The organism is Mycolicibacterium iranicum (assembly GCF_002101705.1).
In the GTDB taxonomy this organism is placed as follows: Bacteria; Actinomycetota; Actinomycetes; order Mycobacteriales; family Mycobacteriaceae; genus Mycobacterium; species Mycobacterium iranicum.
This window is the reverse complement of sequence record NZ_LQPC01000047.1, coordinates 501,293-515,483: the sequence shown is the minus strand read 5'-3', so window position 1 is coordinate 515,483 and position 14,191 is coordinate 501,293. Positions and strand designations below refer to the sequence as shown.

The following is a 14,191-nucleotide window of genomic DNA, read 5'->3' as shown; positions in this document are numbered from 1 at the left end:
CTCGACCGCACCACAGTACCGGTCAGGGCTCTCAGCCCGACACGAAGCTCAACCGGACGGTGCGCCGCGGGTTATCCCTGTTCAGGTCGACCAGCACGATGCTCTGCCAGGTCCCCAGCAACGGCTCGCCGTCGACCACCGGAACCGTCACCGAGGGTGAGACCAACCCCGGCAGGACGTGGTCGGCCCCGTGGCCTGGTGAACCATGGCTGTGGCGGTAGCGGTTGTCGCGGGGCAGCAGCCGTTCCAGGGCCTCGATCAGGTCGTCGTCGGATCCCGCGCCGGTCTCGATGACGGCGATGCCCGCGGTGGCGTGCGGCACGAACACGTTGCACAGTCCGTCGGCTTGGCCGCCGCAGAAATCGCGTACCGCTGAGGTCAGATCGACGACCCGGCGCCGCGAGGTGTCGACGTCGAGCACTTCGGTGTTCATCTGCCCGAGCCTACGGAGCGCAGTCGCCGTGTTTAGGGACACCGAACTCCGTCTAAATGGCAGGCGACTCTCCGGATCGACCGATTTGTCGTGGTCGTGACCGTTCGTACAGGAAGACACGCTCGGACAGGAAGACAAATGTCAACCATCACGCAGCCGTCCGCGCTCCAGCAATGGGAGAAGCGCTCGGAGTGGCCGCTGGCGGGCATCGCCGCGATCTTTCTTGCCACGTATTCGGTGCAGATCCTCGCTCGCCCGAGCCCGGGCGTCGACAGCGTCCTCGAATGGGTGAACACAGCGCTCTATCTGGCGTTCCTCGGCGACTATCTGGTGCGGCTGACGCTGGCGGAACATCGCGCCCGCTGGTTCATTCGCCACCTTGCCGACCTGGCGATCGTGGCTCTTCCCTTCCTGCGCCCGCTTCGACTTCTTCGGCTTGTCGTGTTGATCACCGCGGTTCATCGCGCTGCGGGTGATGCCATCCGTGGCCGAGTCGCGATGTACACGGTGGGCGGTTCGATTCTGCTGATCTATGTTGCGTCGCTGGCCGTTCTGGACGCCGAACGAGAACAGCCCGGATCCGACATCACCTCGTTCGGGAAGGCACTGTGGTGGGCGATCACCACGGTGACGACGGTCGGTTACGGCGATCTCGCTCCGGGGACCCCCACCGGGCGAGTGGTGGCCGCGCTGTTGATGATCGGTGGGATCAGCTTGCTGGGCATCGTCACCGCGACGCTCGCATCATGGATCGTGCAACGCGTTGCGGAGGAGGACACCGCCAATCAGGCGGCCACCGCGGCGCAAATCGAAGCGCTCAGAGCCGAAGTGCGCCGCCTGTATGAAATCCAGCGCGGGAACGGCATCGACGAAGCTCCCGATCATCACCGCCGACTTCACGCCGGCGGGTATTCGCCACCCGATTGACGGCAGCGTTTATTCGCTTCGGCGCAAGGGTATTTCTGCCGCAGCCGCACATCCCACGGAGGCAATAATGACCATTACCGGCATCATCACCGCAATTCTCATCGGCATCGTCGTCGGCGCACTCGGCCGTCTCGTTCTGCCCGGCAAGCAGCCGATCGGCATGCTCCTCACCATCTTGGTCGGCATCGTGTCCGCCCTCATCGGTACCGCACTGGCCCGCGCCATCGGCATCCCCACCGCGACCGGGGGAATCGACTGGATGGAGCTGCTCGTGCAGGTCGTCGTCGCCGCCGCGGGCGTCGCGTTGGTTGCAGCCCTGATGGGTCGTCGTCGGACCGGTCTGACGGGCCGTCGAGGCAGCATCATGCGCTGACGCTCTGACACCACCCATGGTGATCCCGGCTGGGCCCCCGACCAGTCGGGATCACCTCTTTTCACGCATTGAACGCCGGCAGCGAAATGCCGACCGCAGCGTTCTCCTCGGGGGTCGCCAGCTGATAGCCGTAGCGAACGCAGGTGGCGACAAACGCGTCGATGTCGGCTCGAGTTCGCGGCGGCGCGCCCACGGGCCGGCCGACTTCCTCGAAGAATCGACCGATACGCGCGGTGGTGATGATCAAATCCACCGCCGGTTCGGCCGACAGGTTGCGGTGCGCATGTAGTACGTCGCCGGGCACCTGAACGTAGTCACCGGCACGGACATCGACCCATTCTCGGCGTCCATCGCTCTCCACCAGCACCTGGTGCTCGCCCGCCAGGATGAAAAAATCTTCGAAGTCGTCGTGGCGGTGCAACGGGACGGTCACCCCAGGCGGGATCACCGCCCGCATCACGCAAATGCGGTTACCGGGTTCGTCGGTGATGGTGAGGAATTCGACACTGGGCCCCATCACCTCAAGCGCGGGTCGCCCGCTGCCCTCGGCCAGGCGTCTCAGGACGCTGTGTCCGGTTTGATCGTCGACGGTCATGGTGGGCCCTCCTCGTGACGGCTTCGTTCTGTCGATATCGACGGAAACATCCACGGCCCCTTCGTAGCGCCCGTGGAACACCCCGGTGATCAGCACCCGGGTAGCGACGCCATCGAACACCGCTTCCGGGACGTTGTGGAGGGTGATTGAGAGGAGCAAGACGATGCGACTAGTAGTGGCCATTACCGGAGCGACCGGTGCGGCGCTGGGGATCCGTCTGCTGGAAACCCTTGCGCACCTTGGGGTCGAGACACACCTGGTGCTCAGCGACTGGGCCCGAGCGACCATCAGAATCGAGACACCGCACACCGTCGAGGAAGTTCGTGAGCTGGCAACCCACACCTACAGCGCACGCGATCTTGCCGCCGGGATCTCCAGCGGATCGTTCCGCACCGATGGAATGGTGGTGTGCCCGTGCAGCATGAAGACGTTGAGCGCCATTCGGATTGGCTACAGCGACAACCTGATCACCCGGGCCGCCGACGTGACGATCAAGGAGCGACGCCGTCTCGTTCTGGTTCCGAGGGAGGCACCGCTGAGCGAGATCCACTTGGAGAACATGCATTATCTCGCGCGCGCCGGCGCGGTGATCTTCCCGCCCACAGTCGCCTACTACGCACGGCCCACGACGGTGGCCTCGGTGACCGACCACATCGTTGGCCGCATCGTCGACCAATTCGGGATCGAGCATTCGCTGATCGACCGCTGGAAGGACGATCAACTGCCTGCAAACGCGCAACCCATCTGTTCATGACGCCACCTCAGGAGAAAGACGTGACCACAAGAACTCCAAGGCCGGAAGTCGCCGGCCATGACCTGCGCAGCTGGATGAACACCCTGGATGCCGAAGGCCAGTTACGCCGCATCACCGCACCCGTCGACTGGAACGAAGAGATCGGCGCGATCACGCGGGTCAATCTCGCCCTCGGCGGTCCCGCGCTGCTGTTCGAGAACATCACCGGCCACGAGAACACCCGGTGCACGAAGTTCTTGACGTCCGCGATCGGCAATCGGCGCCAGATCCAACTCATGCTGGGTTTACCCGAGGGCACTGACGACTCGGCCATCGTGCGCCATCTCAGAACAGCTTTCCGGAACCCCGTCCCGCCGCGGATCGTCGGCACCGGCCCGGTCAAGGAGAACATCGTCGAGGGTAGAGACATCGACCTCTTCGAGTTTCCCGCGCCGAAATGGCACGCCGACGACGGCGGCCGCTACATCGATACGTTCTGCGGTGTGGTCACCGAGGACAAGGTGACCGGACGCGACAACATCGGTCTCTACCGCGGCCAGATCGTCGACAGCAACAAGATCGCCAAACTTACGGTTCCCAGCCAGGGTTGGGGTGGCCACTTCGAGAAGTACAAGCCGGAGCCGATGCCCGTCGCCGTTGTCTACGGCTGGCACGACGTGTTGCCGTTCTGCGCCGGTGCTCCGTTCCCCAAAGACGTCTGTGAATGGGACATGATGGGCGCTCTACTGGGCCGACCAGTGGATCTTGTGGCATGTGAAACCGTTCCGCTGCATGTGCCGGCCAGCGCCGAGATCGTCGTCGAGGGCTACCTGGATCCCGACCCCGACACGTTCATGGAGGAGGGCCCCTTCGCGGAGTACCCCGGCTATCTCGGCGGTGCCGCGCCGGCGCCGGTCCTTCGCGTCACCCGCATCACCCACCGCAACGATCCGATCCTGCGCGGCACCCTCGAGGGCATCCGGCCGGGATTTTTCAATGAGGACAGCATCACCAACTTCGCGCGGTCGGCGATCACCTGGAACATCCTTGAGGATCTCGGGGTGGCGAGCATCACCGATCTCTGGATGACCGAGGTCACCAATGGGCAGAACACCGTGGTGCAGATCCACAAAACCTATCGAGGTCATGCCCAGCAGGTCGCCGCGGCTCTGTGGGGCACCGGAGGATCGGTGTGGTTCCACAAGAACGTGCTGGTGGTCGAGGAAGACATCGACATCCACGACCCCGCCGCACTCGACTGGGCGATCTCGTACCGGGTCAACGCCGGTCTGGGCGACATCACCTTTTTCGGGCCGACCATGGGCTCGCCGCTGGACCCGTCGACCGCGCCCGAGCGCAATGACACCGCCAGGTACGGCAGCGGCGAATGGACCCGAGTCCTGACTGACGCCACCCGCAGCTGGGAGTTCGGACCGCGCTCGGAGTGGGGCGGTCGTCACTACCCACCCATCGACAGGGTGGCCCCAGAACTGGAGTCCCGGATCGCCGCCCGCTGGGAGGAGTACGGAATCGGCATCCCCTACCTCGGCGACGACCGGCGCGAGCTGTTGACGCTGGAGCGGCTGAGTAGGCGATTACCGGACGTGTGATCCGAATCCCTTTGCTGGTCAGCGCTATTGGGCCGGAAGGAGAAAACGTCTGGCCGCGGCGGGCTCGGCTCGCTATCGTGGCCGATGTGAACATCCGAGTCGAGGAGGTCGTCGGCGCTCGCGCCGACATCAGATGACCGCGCCCCGCCGCCGACCCGCCTGGGCCGGCGGCGCCGTCATGCCCTCACTCGCCAACGCGGACCTTTCGCGTTGCCCTTCAGGATGGATTCACCCATGGACGCCTACACCCGCGACCAGATTCTCGGCGCCTTCCGCGGCGCCACCCGCAGCGAGGTCAAACGAGTCACCTTCGCCGCGGACTTCGACTCCGTCGAGTTCGACACGTTGGATTACTACGGCTGGGCCGATCCGAAGATTCCGCGCCGGGCCTACCTGCTGGTGGACCGGCCGGATGGGCCCGTCGCTCTGTTGCTCACTCAGGCCGCCGTCAAGCCGCGGGGACGAACGATGTGCACGTGGTGCAACGACGTGAACCTCACCGACGAGGCGGTGCTCTACACCGTTCGCCGCGGCGGTGCCGCAGGCCGCAAGGGAGACACCATTGGGACCCTGATCTGCGCGGCCTTCGGTTGCTCCAGCAATGTCCGGCGACGCCCGCCCGCTTATCACAAGGGCACCGACCTCGACCGCATCCGCGAAGAGCGGATCGAGGACCTGCAACGCAAGGTGCAGCGATTCGTCGACAGCGTGCTGTCAACCGAGAACTGAAGGCGCAGAAGAAGATGCACACACCAGGTGTCGCCGACATGCGACCGACCACAGCGCCGAGCGCAGACGCACCCGGCCGCGGTGCAGCCGCGACATCACGGTTCCGACCGAGGTCCCCATCATCGTCGCGATCTCCTTATAGGCGAAACCCTCGACGTCGGCGAGATAGATGGCCATTCGCTGTGCTTCGGGCAGCGCCATCAGCGCCTCCTTGATTTCCTGATCGGGAAGCGCCTCCAGGACGGAGATCTCAGCCGAGCACAGCTCCGGAGTGACGGTGCGCTCCATTGACACCTCGTGTGGCCGACGCTGCCTCCTCCGGTGCCGGTCGATCCACCTGTTGTGCATGATCCGGTAAAGCCAAGCCTTGATGCTGGTGCCTTCGCGGTACTGATAAAAGCCCGCATATGCGTGCAACATGGTGTCCTGCAGCAGATCCTCGGCGTCCTGGTGACTTCCCGTCAAACGCATCGCCCCGCCGTACAGGGAATCCAGCAGCGGAACTGCTTCGCGCTCGAATCGTACGTCGAGTTCGGCCTGAGCTGCCGGACACACGTGATCCGGCATATCAAGACTCACGACATGCCCGCGGGATCGAGAGCGTCGCGCGCAAGTTCCTCTATCGCCCGTGCCACCCCGGCGCCGTAGGCGGGATCGGCCTTGTCGCAGTGCGCGACCCAGCGCTGCGCAATCTCCGTCGGTACACCGTTCATCGATCGTGCAGTGTTGGCGCACAGCCGCTCCCGCTCTTCGGGGGTCATCAAGCGGAACAGGTTGCCCGGTTGGGTGTAGTAGTCGGCATCGTCGTCGCGGAAGTTCCAGTTCCGGGCGACGACGTCACCGAGGGCCTGACCCGGCGCGGCGAAAGACGGTTGTTCCTGCCACTCGCCGTAGCTGTTCGGCTCGTAGGGCAGCGTTGACCCGTAGTTGCCGTCGACGCGCATGGCGCCGTCCCGGTGATAGGCGTGCACCGGGCAGCGTGCGGCGTTGACCGGGATCTGGTGGTGGTTGATCCCGAGCCGGTAGTTCTGCGCGTCGTTGTAGGAGAACAGCCTGCCCTGCAACATCTTGTCGGGTGAGAAGTCGATCCCCGGAACGATTCTCGCCGGAGAGAAGGCGGCTTGTTCGACCTCTGCGAAGTAGTTGTCGGGGTTGCGATTGAGCTCCCACTCCCCCACCTCGATCAAGGGGTAGTCACCGTGTGGCCACACCTTGGTCAGGTCGAAGGGGTGGTAAGGCACCGTCGCGGCGTCGGCCGCCGGCATGACCTGGACATACAGCTTCCACCGTGGGTACTCGCCGCGTTCGATAGCCTCGAATAGGTCACGGTGATGACTCTCCCGGTCGATTCCAATCACCTCTTGAGCCTCGGCATCGGTGAGGTTTTCGATTCCCTGCTGGCACACGTGATGGAACTTGACCCAGTGCAACGCCCCCTCGGCGTTGATGAAACTGTAGGTGTGCGAGCCGAACCCGTGCATGTGGCGGTAGGACTTCGGGATTCCTCGGTCACTCATCGTGATCGTGACCTGGTGCAGGGATTCGGGCAACAGGCTCCACCAATCCCAGTTGTTTCGTGGACTGTGCAGATGAGTACGCGGATCGCGCTTGACGACGTGGTTGAGATCGGTGAACTTCAACGGATCGCGGATGAAGAACACCGGGGTGTTGTTCCCGACGAGGTCCCAGTTGCCCTCCTCCGTGTAGAACTTGACCGCGAAGCCCCGGATATCGCGTGTGGCTTCGGCGGCACCACGTTCACCCGCGACCGTCGAGAAGCGGACGAAGAGGTCGGTCTTCTTGCCGATTTCGGAGAACAGCTTCGCCCTGGTGTATTCGGTGATGTCGTTGGTCACTGTGAAAGTGCCGTAGGCGCCGGAACCCTTCGCGTGCATGCGTCGCTCCGGAATCACCTCGCGATCGAAGTGCGCCAGCTTCTCCAGGTACCACACATCCTGCAGCAGCATCGGCCCCCGGGGACCTGCCGTCATGACGTTGTTGTTGTCGACCACGGGCGCGCCCGCAATAGTGGTCAGCTTGCTCTGCTCACCGGCGCGGTCGCCATTTGCGTTGCTATTCACCGTTTCTTCCTCCTGATGTCGTCGTGCGTGCTCGCTTCGACGAAACCAGTTGCGGCCGCTGCTGGGCGCCTGTGAAAACCCCGGGCCCGTGACACCAGGGTGCGACACGGGTGCTTCTGGTACTGCACGCTGCGACAGTCGAACCGTGAAACCCGAGCCTTCCAAGGTCGTCCTGGACCCTATGTGTCGAGCCGTCGCCCAGGCCGCCGCCGCGGCGCCGCCCACCCACCGCCTGGCCCCTGCCGTTGCCCGCAACAGGTTCGCCCACCTGCAGAGCGGATCGACCGAATTGATGCCGGTGGACGAGCGGTGGCTGACGGTGCCCGCAGCAGTCGGTGACGTCCGAATTCGCCTCGTCCGGCCGCGCAACACCACGGGAGCGTTACCCGCGGTGGTGTACCTGCACGGCGGCGGCTGGATGCTGGGCGACGCGTCGACCCATGACCGCCTGGTGCGCGAACTCGCCGTGGGCGCCCACGTCGTCGTGGCGTTCGTCGACTACTCCAGGGCGCCCGAAGCCGGGTATCCGGTTGCGCTGGAACAGGGATACGCCGCGGCGCAATGGCTTACCGGGATGGGTCACGACGTGGACGTCGACGCGACGCGGATGGCCGTGGCCGGTGATTCGGCCGGCGGCAACCTGGCAGCCGCGCTGACCCACCTGGCGCGGCTGCGTGGCGATGTCCGTTTTGTGCACCAGTCGCTGTACTACCCCGTGACCGACGCTGCGATGGACACCGGTTCATACCGCGAATTCGGTTCCGGGTACTACCTAGGCATCGAGACCATGCAGTGGTTCTGGGACTCCTACGCCCCGGATTCGTCGGTGCGCGCCCATCCCACCGCATCGCCGAACCGGGCCGAAACCAGCCAATTGCGAGGACTCCCACCGGCTTTCGTGGTCGTCGCTGAGGCAGACCCGCTTCGCGACGAGGGCGAGGCGTACGCGGCCAACCTACGTGCCGCGGGTGTACCGGTTGCGGGAACCCGCTACGGCGGCGTCATCCACGACTTCATGGTGCTCGACGCACTGCGGGCCACTGCGACGACCCGCGCCGCCGTCACCCAGGCCGCCGCGGTGCTGCGGACGGCATTGTGGCATCTGTGACTTGATCTGCCGACACAGGGGCGGGGAGCTCCATCTTGCGAAGTTCTCTGCGCGACGTGACACCGAGTTTGGTGAAGATCTTGCTCATGTGCCATTCGACGGTGCGCGGGCTGATGAACAGCTGCGCGGCAATCTCCGAGTTGCTCTGCCCGTCACGAGCCAGCCGGCTGATGAAATGTTCCTGCGCCGTCAGCCCGTTGTCGATGTCGCCGGATCGCTTGCTCACCCTTTCACCGGTCGCTTCCACCTCCCGGGCCGCGCGCTCGGCGAAGCCATCTGCACCCATTGCGGTGAACATCTCGAGAGCCGTTCGCAGCGCGGCGCGGGCATCGACCCTGCGCCCCTGCCGGCGCAGCCACTCTCCGTACACCAGATGCGCACGCGCCAGGAACACCACTGCCGGGCTCTTCTCCAAATGCTCTATGGCCAAAAGGTACTCGGCTTCGGCGGCTTCCCCCTCGGTGAGCAGCGCCCGGGACCGCGCCGCGAGGCCGAGTGCGGTGCTCGTGGCCGCCGCATCGGTGCGTTCGACCAGACGATCCACTGCCTCGGTGGCGGTCGGAACATCACCAGATCGCGTCGCCGCCTCCACCATCTCGACCAACACATACCCGCAGATGCCCGGATCGTCGTACTGCAGCGCGGATTCGCACGCGGTCAGTGCCTCGGTGTACTGAGCAAGGCTGTTGGACAGCACGGCGAGTGCGAACAACCCCGCCGCGATGGAGAAGCCCTGGCCGTGCTCGACTGCTTCGCCGTTCACAGTGGCCGCCACGATGTCGCGGCAGCGTTTCTCCTGGCCCTGGTAGGCGGCCACCAGCGGGTCACTGCGACGCCAGTTCGGTCCCGCGATCGCCGCGGTGATGGCCTCGGCCTCGGAGAGGTGAGCGGCGGCCGCCGCCGGTCGCCCATCGAACACGTCCGCCGCGGCGAGCGCACCGAGCCCGGTGGGCAACTGCGCCAACAGCCCTGCGCCGCGCAACAACTCTAGCTGACGTGCCGCGATGAGGTCGAAGGCCTCGTGGTCGAACAGGTCGAGAGCGATCCGCGTCGCGACGTCATACCACCGAACGTCGACCCGGTCCGCCGCATCCGCGCGCAGGAACTCGTCGAGGGCGGCCCTCAACCGCGGTGCCGCGGCGGTGTATCCGTCGACCACCCTGCTCACCACGGCGTCCAACAGGAGGTCGATCAACCTGGGTCGTTCGCCGACAGCCGGGGCCTGGCGCGCCGCCGCTGCCACGGCGGCCGCCGCGGTGTCGGGTCCGCGCGCCAGTCGCCCGGCCAGGATTGCGGCAATCAGCGCCTCGAGATATGCCTCTCGGCACAACTCGGGGTCCAGACGCTCCAACCGTCTCGCGGTCGCCAGCATCAGCTGCGTGGTGTCGCCCCCGCGCCCTGACGGACACGCCGACCTGGCTCGTAGCACGCCGATCCTGGCACTGAGAAGCTCATCGGTGGTGGTGTCCTGGGCCAGCACCAGCAACTTCGACGCGGCCTCCGGCGCTCCGGCGTCCAGCTTCGCCTCGGCCGCGGCCAAGGTTCGCCGCGCACGACGCTCGGGGTCGGGCGTGAGTTCGACCGCGAACTCGAGGAATGCGGCGGCGGCCGCGACCCCGCTGCGGGCACGTGCCCGGTGGGCGGATTGTTCCAGCTGTCCCGCGATCCGTTCATCTGGCGCGGTCGCCGCGTGGCCGAGGTGCCAGGCGCGGTGTTCGTCGGCGGTCGGCCCGTCGACGACCTCTGCCAGCGCGCGGTGCACGCGCCGCCGTTCGGACAGCGAGGCTCCTCGGTAGATCGAGGAGCGAACAAGCGGATGCCGGAACCTGATTCGGCCGCCGATCGACACGAGGTCCGTCGCCTGCGCCGCCTCGACCGCCTCGTCGGCGATGCCGAGCCGGTCGACCGCCGCTGCGAGCCAACGCGGTTCGCCGGTCGGATCCGACGCGGCGATCAGCAGGACTGTTTTGGTCTCCGCAGGCAGGTCCGCGAGCTGCCTGCCGAACGCGCGTTCAAGCCGACTGGTCAGCTGACTGGCCTCCGCGAGGCCGAAGCCGCCCGCAAGTTCGGCGGGACTGAGCACCCTGTGCAACTCCATCAGCGCCAGCGGGTTTCCTTGCGACTCGGCGACGATGTTGTCGCGGACCCGCTCGTCCAGGCCGCCTGGCACCGTCGCGGTCAGCAGATCGCGCGCATCGTGGTCGCCGAGGCCGCGCACCGTCAGCTCCGGCAAGTCGGAAAGGATGCGGTCCTCGCGGCGCTGACATGCCGCGAACAACATCACGATCGGATCGGCGAGCAGGCGGCGAGCGACGAAGGCCAGGGCGAGGAGAGATTCCGCATCTACCCATTGGGCGTCGTCGACCACACAGATCGTCGGACGTTCGCGGGATGCCTCCGACAGCAAAGTCAGCACCGCGAGCCCGACGATCAGCCGGTCCGGTGTGTCCCCGGCGGCGAGCCCGAGCGCTACCTGCAGAGCGCGTTGCTGAGGGCCCGGCAGCCGATCCAGTCGGCCCATCAGCGGCGCACACAGCTGGTGCAGGCCCGCGTAGGCCAACTCCATCTCCGACTCGGCTCCCGCGATGCGGACGGTGCGGAAACCCGAAGCGCGCGCCAGGGTGTATCGGAGCAGCGACGTCTTGCCGATTCCGGCCTCGCCGCGCAGCACAAGTACCCCGCTGCGCCCCTCTCGGGCCGCCGTGAGCAGCTCGGTGAGAGCCTGCTGTTCCTGTTTCCGGCCCAGCAACCGGCGCGGTCCGTCTGCGACCCAGTGCATGTTCATCGTCGGGCTACCCGGTATCGGCCAATACGGTGCGCAACTCGCGGCGCGATGCGATTCCGAGCTTGCCGAAGATCTTGGTCAGATGCCATTCCACGGTCCGAGGGCTCAGGAACAGCTGCTCCGCGATCTCGGCGTTCGTGTGTCCGCCACGCACCAGTCGAGCGATGGCGAGTTCCTGCCTGCCCAGCCGATCGGCCGGTCCGCTTCTCGGCGCAGGCACCGACTCACCGAGCCCCGACAGCCCTCGGCGCGCCCGGGCAGCCAGCGCCTCCGCCCGGGCCGCGTCGAACACGCCGTAAGCCTTGCGCAGCTGCGCAGCCGCTTCCGGACGGCCCCGGCGTAACAACCACTCGCCATACAGCAGGTGCACTCGGGCGAGCAGCATGTCGACCTCGCAGCGCCGTAGGTGCTCAAGTGCTTCGGCGAACAGTTCTTCGGCCCGGCTACCGTCGGCCAGCAGCGCTCGCGAGCGAGCAGCCATGCCCTTTGCCATGTCGGTACCGCTGGCTGTGGTGCGTTCGAGGAGTTGATCGAGCGCCTCATGCGCCGTCGCGTGGTCGCCCGAAAGCGCACCCGCCTCGACGCGCTCGACCAGTCCGTAACCCGACATCCCGAGATCGTCGTATTGAATTGCCCATCGGGTCGCCCTCAGACCGCCGTCGTAGTCGCCGAAGGTGTTGTGCAGCACCGCTTCCGCATATCCGACCAGAGGGATGACCCTGCCCTCGCCGCGCTCGGTCCCGCTGTCGGTACCTTCCCGCACGAGCTCGACGGTCTGCTCGCGTTGCCCGCGAAATGCCGCGAGCACCGGTTCGATGTAACCGGGCGCGGGTACGCCGATGGCCGCCGAGATCGCCTGCGCCTCTGTGATGAAGCCCTCGGCTTCGGGGCCAACCTGCCCGCGTGCACCGCGACGCCGGCACGGTGGGCCAGGGCCACGGGCAGCAGCGTGAGCATTCCGCTGCGACGCAGCGCATCGACCTGCCACTGTCCGATCGCCGCCCACGCCGTCTGGTCCCACAGGTCGAGTGCGACCCGGCCGGCCAGGCCGTACCACTGGGCGTCGGCGCGACGCGCCGCCGCGTCATTGCAGAACTCGCGCAGTGCGTGCGCCAAAACGGGGGCGGCCGACCGGTAACCCGTGGTGAATCGCCGCACCAAACCGTCCAAAAGAAGGTCCGGGGCTTTCGGCTTGTCGACAGCGGGCAAGACCTCCGCACAGGCAGCAGCGACCGCGGCAGGATCCGCCGCATCGGACTCGGAGAGCCGTCCGGCGAAGATGGATGTCAGGATCGCCTTGAGGTAGGTCTGCCGGGAGAGCGCCGGGTCGATCGATTTGAGACGTTCGGCGCAGCCGAGCAACACCACCGGCGTGTCGCCGCCGCGCCGGGTCGCGAAGGCGATCTCGGCCCGCAGGATTTCGATCGGGGCCGGCACCGAGGCGGTCGCCGTCGTGTCGATGCGCGAGAGCAGCGCTGCCGCGTCGTCCGGCGCACCGGCGTCGAGAGTCGCTCTGGCTGCTTCCTCGGCGCGTCTGTCGCGCGAGGCGGGGTCGGCGGTGAGTTCCAGCGCAGAGGTGAGGAAGGCTGCCGCAGCGGCGACTCCTCCACGGGCCCTTGCCTTTCGGGCTGCCGCCTCGAGCTCGACGGCCACGGACTCGTCCGGGCCTGCGGCGGCGTGCGCTCGGTGCCACACACGCCTGGCCTCGTCGACACGACCCAGCAGCACCTCGGCCAAAGCCTGATGGGCGGCCCGGCGTTGGGCAGGCGTCGCGAATCGGTAGACGGCGGACCGCACCAGCGGGTGCCGAAATCTGATCTGCCTGTCGAAGGTCAAAAGACCTGCATCCTCGGCGGGTTCGGCCGCCTCGATTCCTACCCCGAGCCGGGCTGCAGCAGCCCAGACGTCGGCGGGTTCGCCTCCGGGTTCGGCGGCGGCCACCAGGAGCAGCGTCGTGGTCGGAGTCGGCAGGCGGGCGAGCATGCCTGAATACACCGCCTCGACCCCGTCGGCCCCGGCTTTCGCCAGTCCCCAGCCGCCCGCCAGCTGCACCGGGGTCAGTGCGCGGTGCAGTTCCAGCAGGGCCAACGGATTCCCGGCCGCTTCGGAGAGGATGCTGTCGTGGGTGCGCTCGTCGAGATGGCCGGGAAGAGACCTGGCCAGCAGTTCCCGTGCGGCGCGGTCGTCGAGGCCGCGCAGCCACAGTTCCGGAAGACCCGCGAGTTCGGTGCCGTCGAACGACGGGCGGGCGGCGAAGACCATCGCGATCGGGTCCGCGGAGAGCCGGCGGGCGATGAACGCGAGCGCCTGTAGGGATGCCCGATCGACCCACTGCGCGTCGTCGACCGCACACACCACGGGACCGGTCCGGGCCGCCTCCCCGAGCAGTCTCATCGCCGCCATGGCGACCCGGAAGCGGTCAGGTGGGTCCCCTCCCGTCATCCCGAACACGACGAGGAGCGCCTGGCGCTGCGGAGGCGGGAGATCGTCGAGGTGGCCGAGCAACGGCCGACAGACCTGGTGCAGGCTGGCATACGGGAGCTCGGATTCATACTCCACTCCGCTGATCTCGATGCATTGCAGCTGCGCGGCATGAGTGAGCGCATCGTTGATCAGTGCGGTCTTGCCGATGCCCGGTTCACCGCGTATGACCAGCGACCCGCTCCGCCCGTGACGCGTGCCGTCGATCAGCCGCGCCAGCTCTTGCTGTTCGTGCCGGCGTCCTAGCAGTCCGCCCTGTGCAGCCACGCCTCCCATTTTGGCATCGACTGACAGGTTGTCGAGGCTGTTCACCGCTGCGATGTTCACCTCGGATCG

Annotated in this window: 13 protein-coding genes; 6 read left to right on the top strand and 7 right to left on the bottom strand. The window is 66.6% G+C overall.

Annotated features, from left to right (window positions below; translation table 11 throughout):
- Nucleotides 1–31 precede the first annotated feature (31 nt).
- On the bottom strand, nucleotides 32–433 hold the full coding sequence (locus tag AWC12_RS23690) for a secondary thiamine-phosphate synthase enzyme YjbQ (protein ID WP_085177264.1): 402 nt from the start codon (nucleotides 431–433) through the stop codon (nucleotides 32–34).
- Between the two features lie 147 nt (nucleotides 434–580).
- Here AWC12_RS23690 and AWC12_RS23685 point away from each other — a divergent pair, with 147 nt between their 5' ends.
- Together AWC12_RS23685 and AWC12_RS23680 are read left to right on the top strand one after the other, a co-directional pair.
- A complete protein-coding gene (locus tag AWC12_RS23685; protein ID WP_420087735.1) occupies nucleotides 581–1,360 on the top strand; it encodes a potassium channel family protein in 780 nt (259 codons plus the stop codon).
- Nucleotides 1,361–1,427: 67 nt separating this feature from the next.
- The gene (locus AWC12_RS23680) at nucleotides 1,428–1,733 is read left to right on the top strand and encodes a GlsB/YeaQ/YmgE family stress response membrane protein (RefSeq protein WP_024445067.1); all 306 of its coding nucleotides are present in this window, start codon (nucleotides 1,428–1,430) and stop codon (nucleotides 1,731–1,733) included.
- Nucleotides 1,734–1,794: 61 nt separating this feature from the next.
- Here AWC12_RS23680 and AWC12_RS23675 read toward each other — a convergent pair whose 3' ends face one another.
- On the bottom strand, nucleotides 1,795–2,487 hold the full coding sequence (locus AWC12_RS23675) for a cupin domain-containing protein (RefSeq protein ID WP_234814127.1): 693 nt from the start codon (nucleotides 2,485–2,487) through the stop codon (nucleotides 1,795–1,797).
- Nucleotides 2,488–2,491: 4 nt separating this feature from the next.
- Here AWC12_RS23675 and AWC12_RS23670 point away from each other — a divergent pair, with 4 nt between their 5' ends.
- The 3 genes from AWC12_RS23670 to AWC12_RS23660 all read left to right on the top strand — a co-directional run bounded on the left by AWC12_RS23670 (nucleotide 2,492) and on the right by AWC12_RS23660 (nucleotide 5,400).
- Nucleotides 2,492–3,082, top strand: a complete 591-nt coding sequence (locus AWC12_RS23670; RefSeq protein WP_085177458.1) for a UbiX family flavin prenyltransferase — start codon at nucleotides 2,492–2,494, stop codon at nucleotides 3,080–3,082.
- Between the two features lie 20 nt (nucleotides 3,083–3,102).
- Nucleotides 3,103–4,671 (top strand): UbiD family decarboxylase, encoded by a 1,569-nt coding sequence (locus AWC12_RS23665; protein WP_234814126.1) that lies wholly within the window; start codon nucleotides 3,103–3,105, stop codon nucleotides 4,669–4,671.
- Between the two features lie 234 nt (nucleotides 4,672–4,905).
- Complete coding sequence (locus AWC12_RS23660) at nucleotides 4,906–5,400, top strand: FBP domain-containing protein (protein WP_085177258.1); 495 nt, start codon at nucleotides 4,906–4,908, stop codon at nucleotides 5,398–5,400.
- Here AWC12_RS23660 and AWC12_RS23655 read toward each other — a convergent pair.
- Entirely contained in the window at nucleotides 5,386–5,967 is a 582-nt protein-coding gene (locus tag AWC12_RS23655) for a sigma-70 family RNA polymerase sigma factor (protein WP_085177256.1), read from the bottom strand. The genes AWC12_RS23660 and AWC12_RS23655 overlap by 15 nt on opposite strands.
- A gap of 8 nt (nucleotides 5,968–5,975) precedes the next feature.
- The gene (locus tag AWC12_RS23650) at nucleotides 5,976–7,481 is read right to left on the bottom strand and encodes a catalase (protein ID WP_272937895.1); all 1,506 of its coding nucleotides are present in this window, start codon (nucleotides 7,479–7,481) and stop codon (nucleotides 5,976–5,978) included.
- A 145-nt stretch (nucleotides 7,482–7,626) separates the two neighbouring features.
- Between AWC12_RS23650 and AWC12_RS23645 the strand changes: the two genes are divergently transcribed.
- Entirely contained in the window at nucleotides 7,627–8,589 is a 963-nt protein-coding gene (locus AWC12_RS23645) for an alpha/beta hydrolase (RefSeq protein ID WP_234814125.1), read from the top strand.
- Here the strand turns inward: AWC12_RS23645 and AWC12_RS23640 are convergent.
- Genes AWC12_RS23640 through AWC12_RS23630 form a run of 3 tightly spaced genes read right to left on the bottom strand, consistent with a single transcriptional unit; the run spans nucleotide 8,543 to nucleotide 14,182 of the window.
- Nucleotides 8,543–11,368, bottom strand: a complete 2,826-nt coding sequence (locus AWC12_RS23640) for a helix-turn-helix transcriptional regulator (protein ID WP_085177452.1) — start codon at nucleotides 11,366–11,368, stop codon at nucleotides 8,543–8,545. The two genes, AWC12_RS23645 and AWC12_RS23640, sit on opposite strands and share 47 nt — an antisense overlap.
- A 13-nt stretch (nucleotides 11,369–11,381) precedes the next feature.
- Complete coding sequence (locus AWC12_RS23635) at nucleotides 11,382–12,062, bottom strand: helix-turn-helix transcriptional regulator (RefSeq protein WP_085177254.1); 681 nt, start codon at nucleotides 12,060–12,062, stop codon at nucleotides 11,382–11,384.
- A complete protein-coding gene (locus tag AWC12_RS23630) occupies nucleotides 12,023–14,182 on the bottom strand; it encodes an ATP-binding protein (protein ID WP_085177252.1) in 2,160 nt (719 codons plus the stop codon). The genes AWC12_RS23635 and AWC12_RS23630 overlap by 40 nt, the downstream gene beginning before the upstream one ends.
- Between the last annotated feature and the right edge of the window lie 9 nt (nucleotides 14,183–14,191).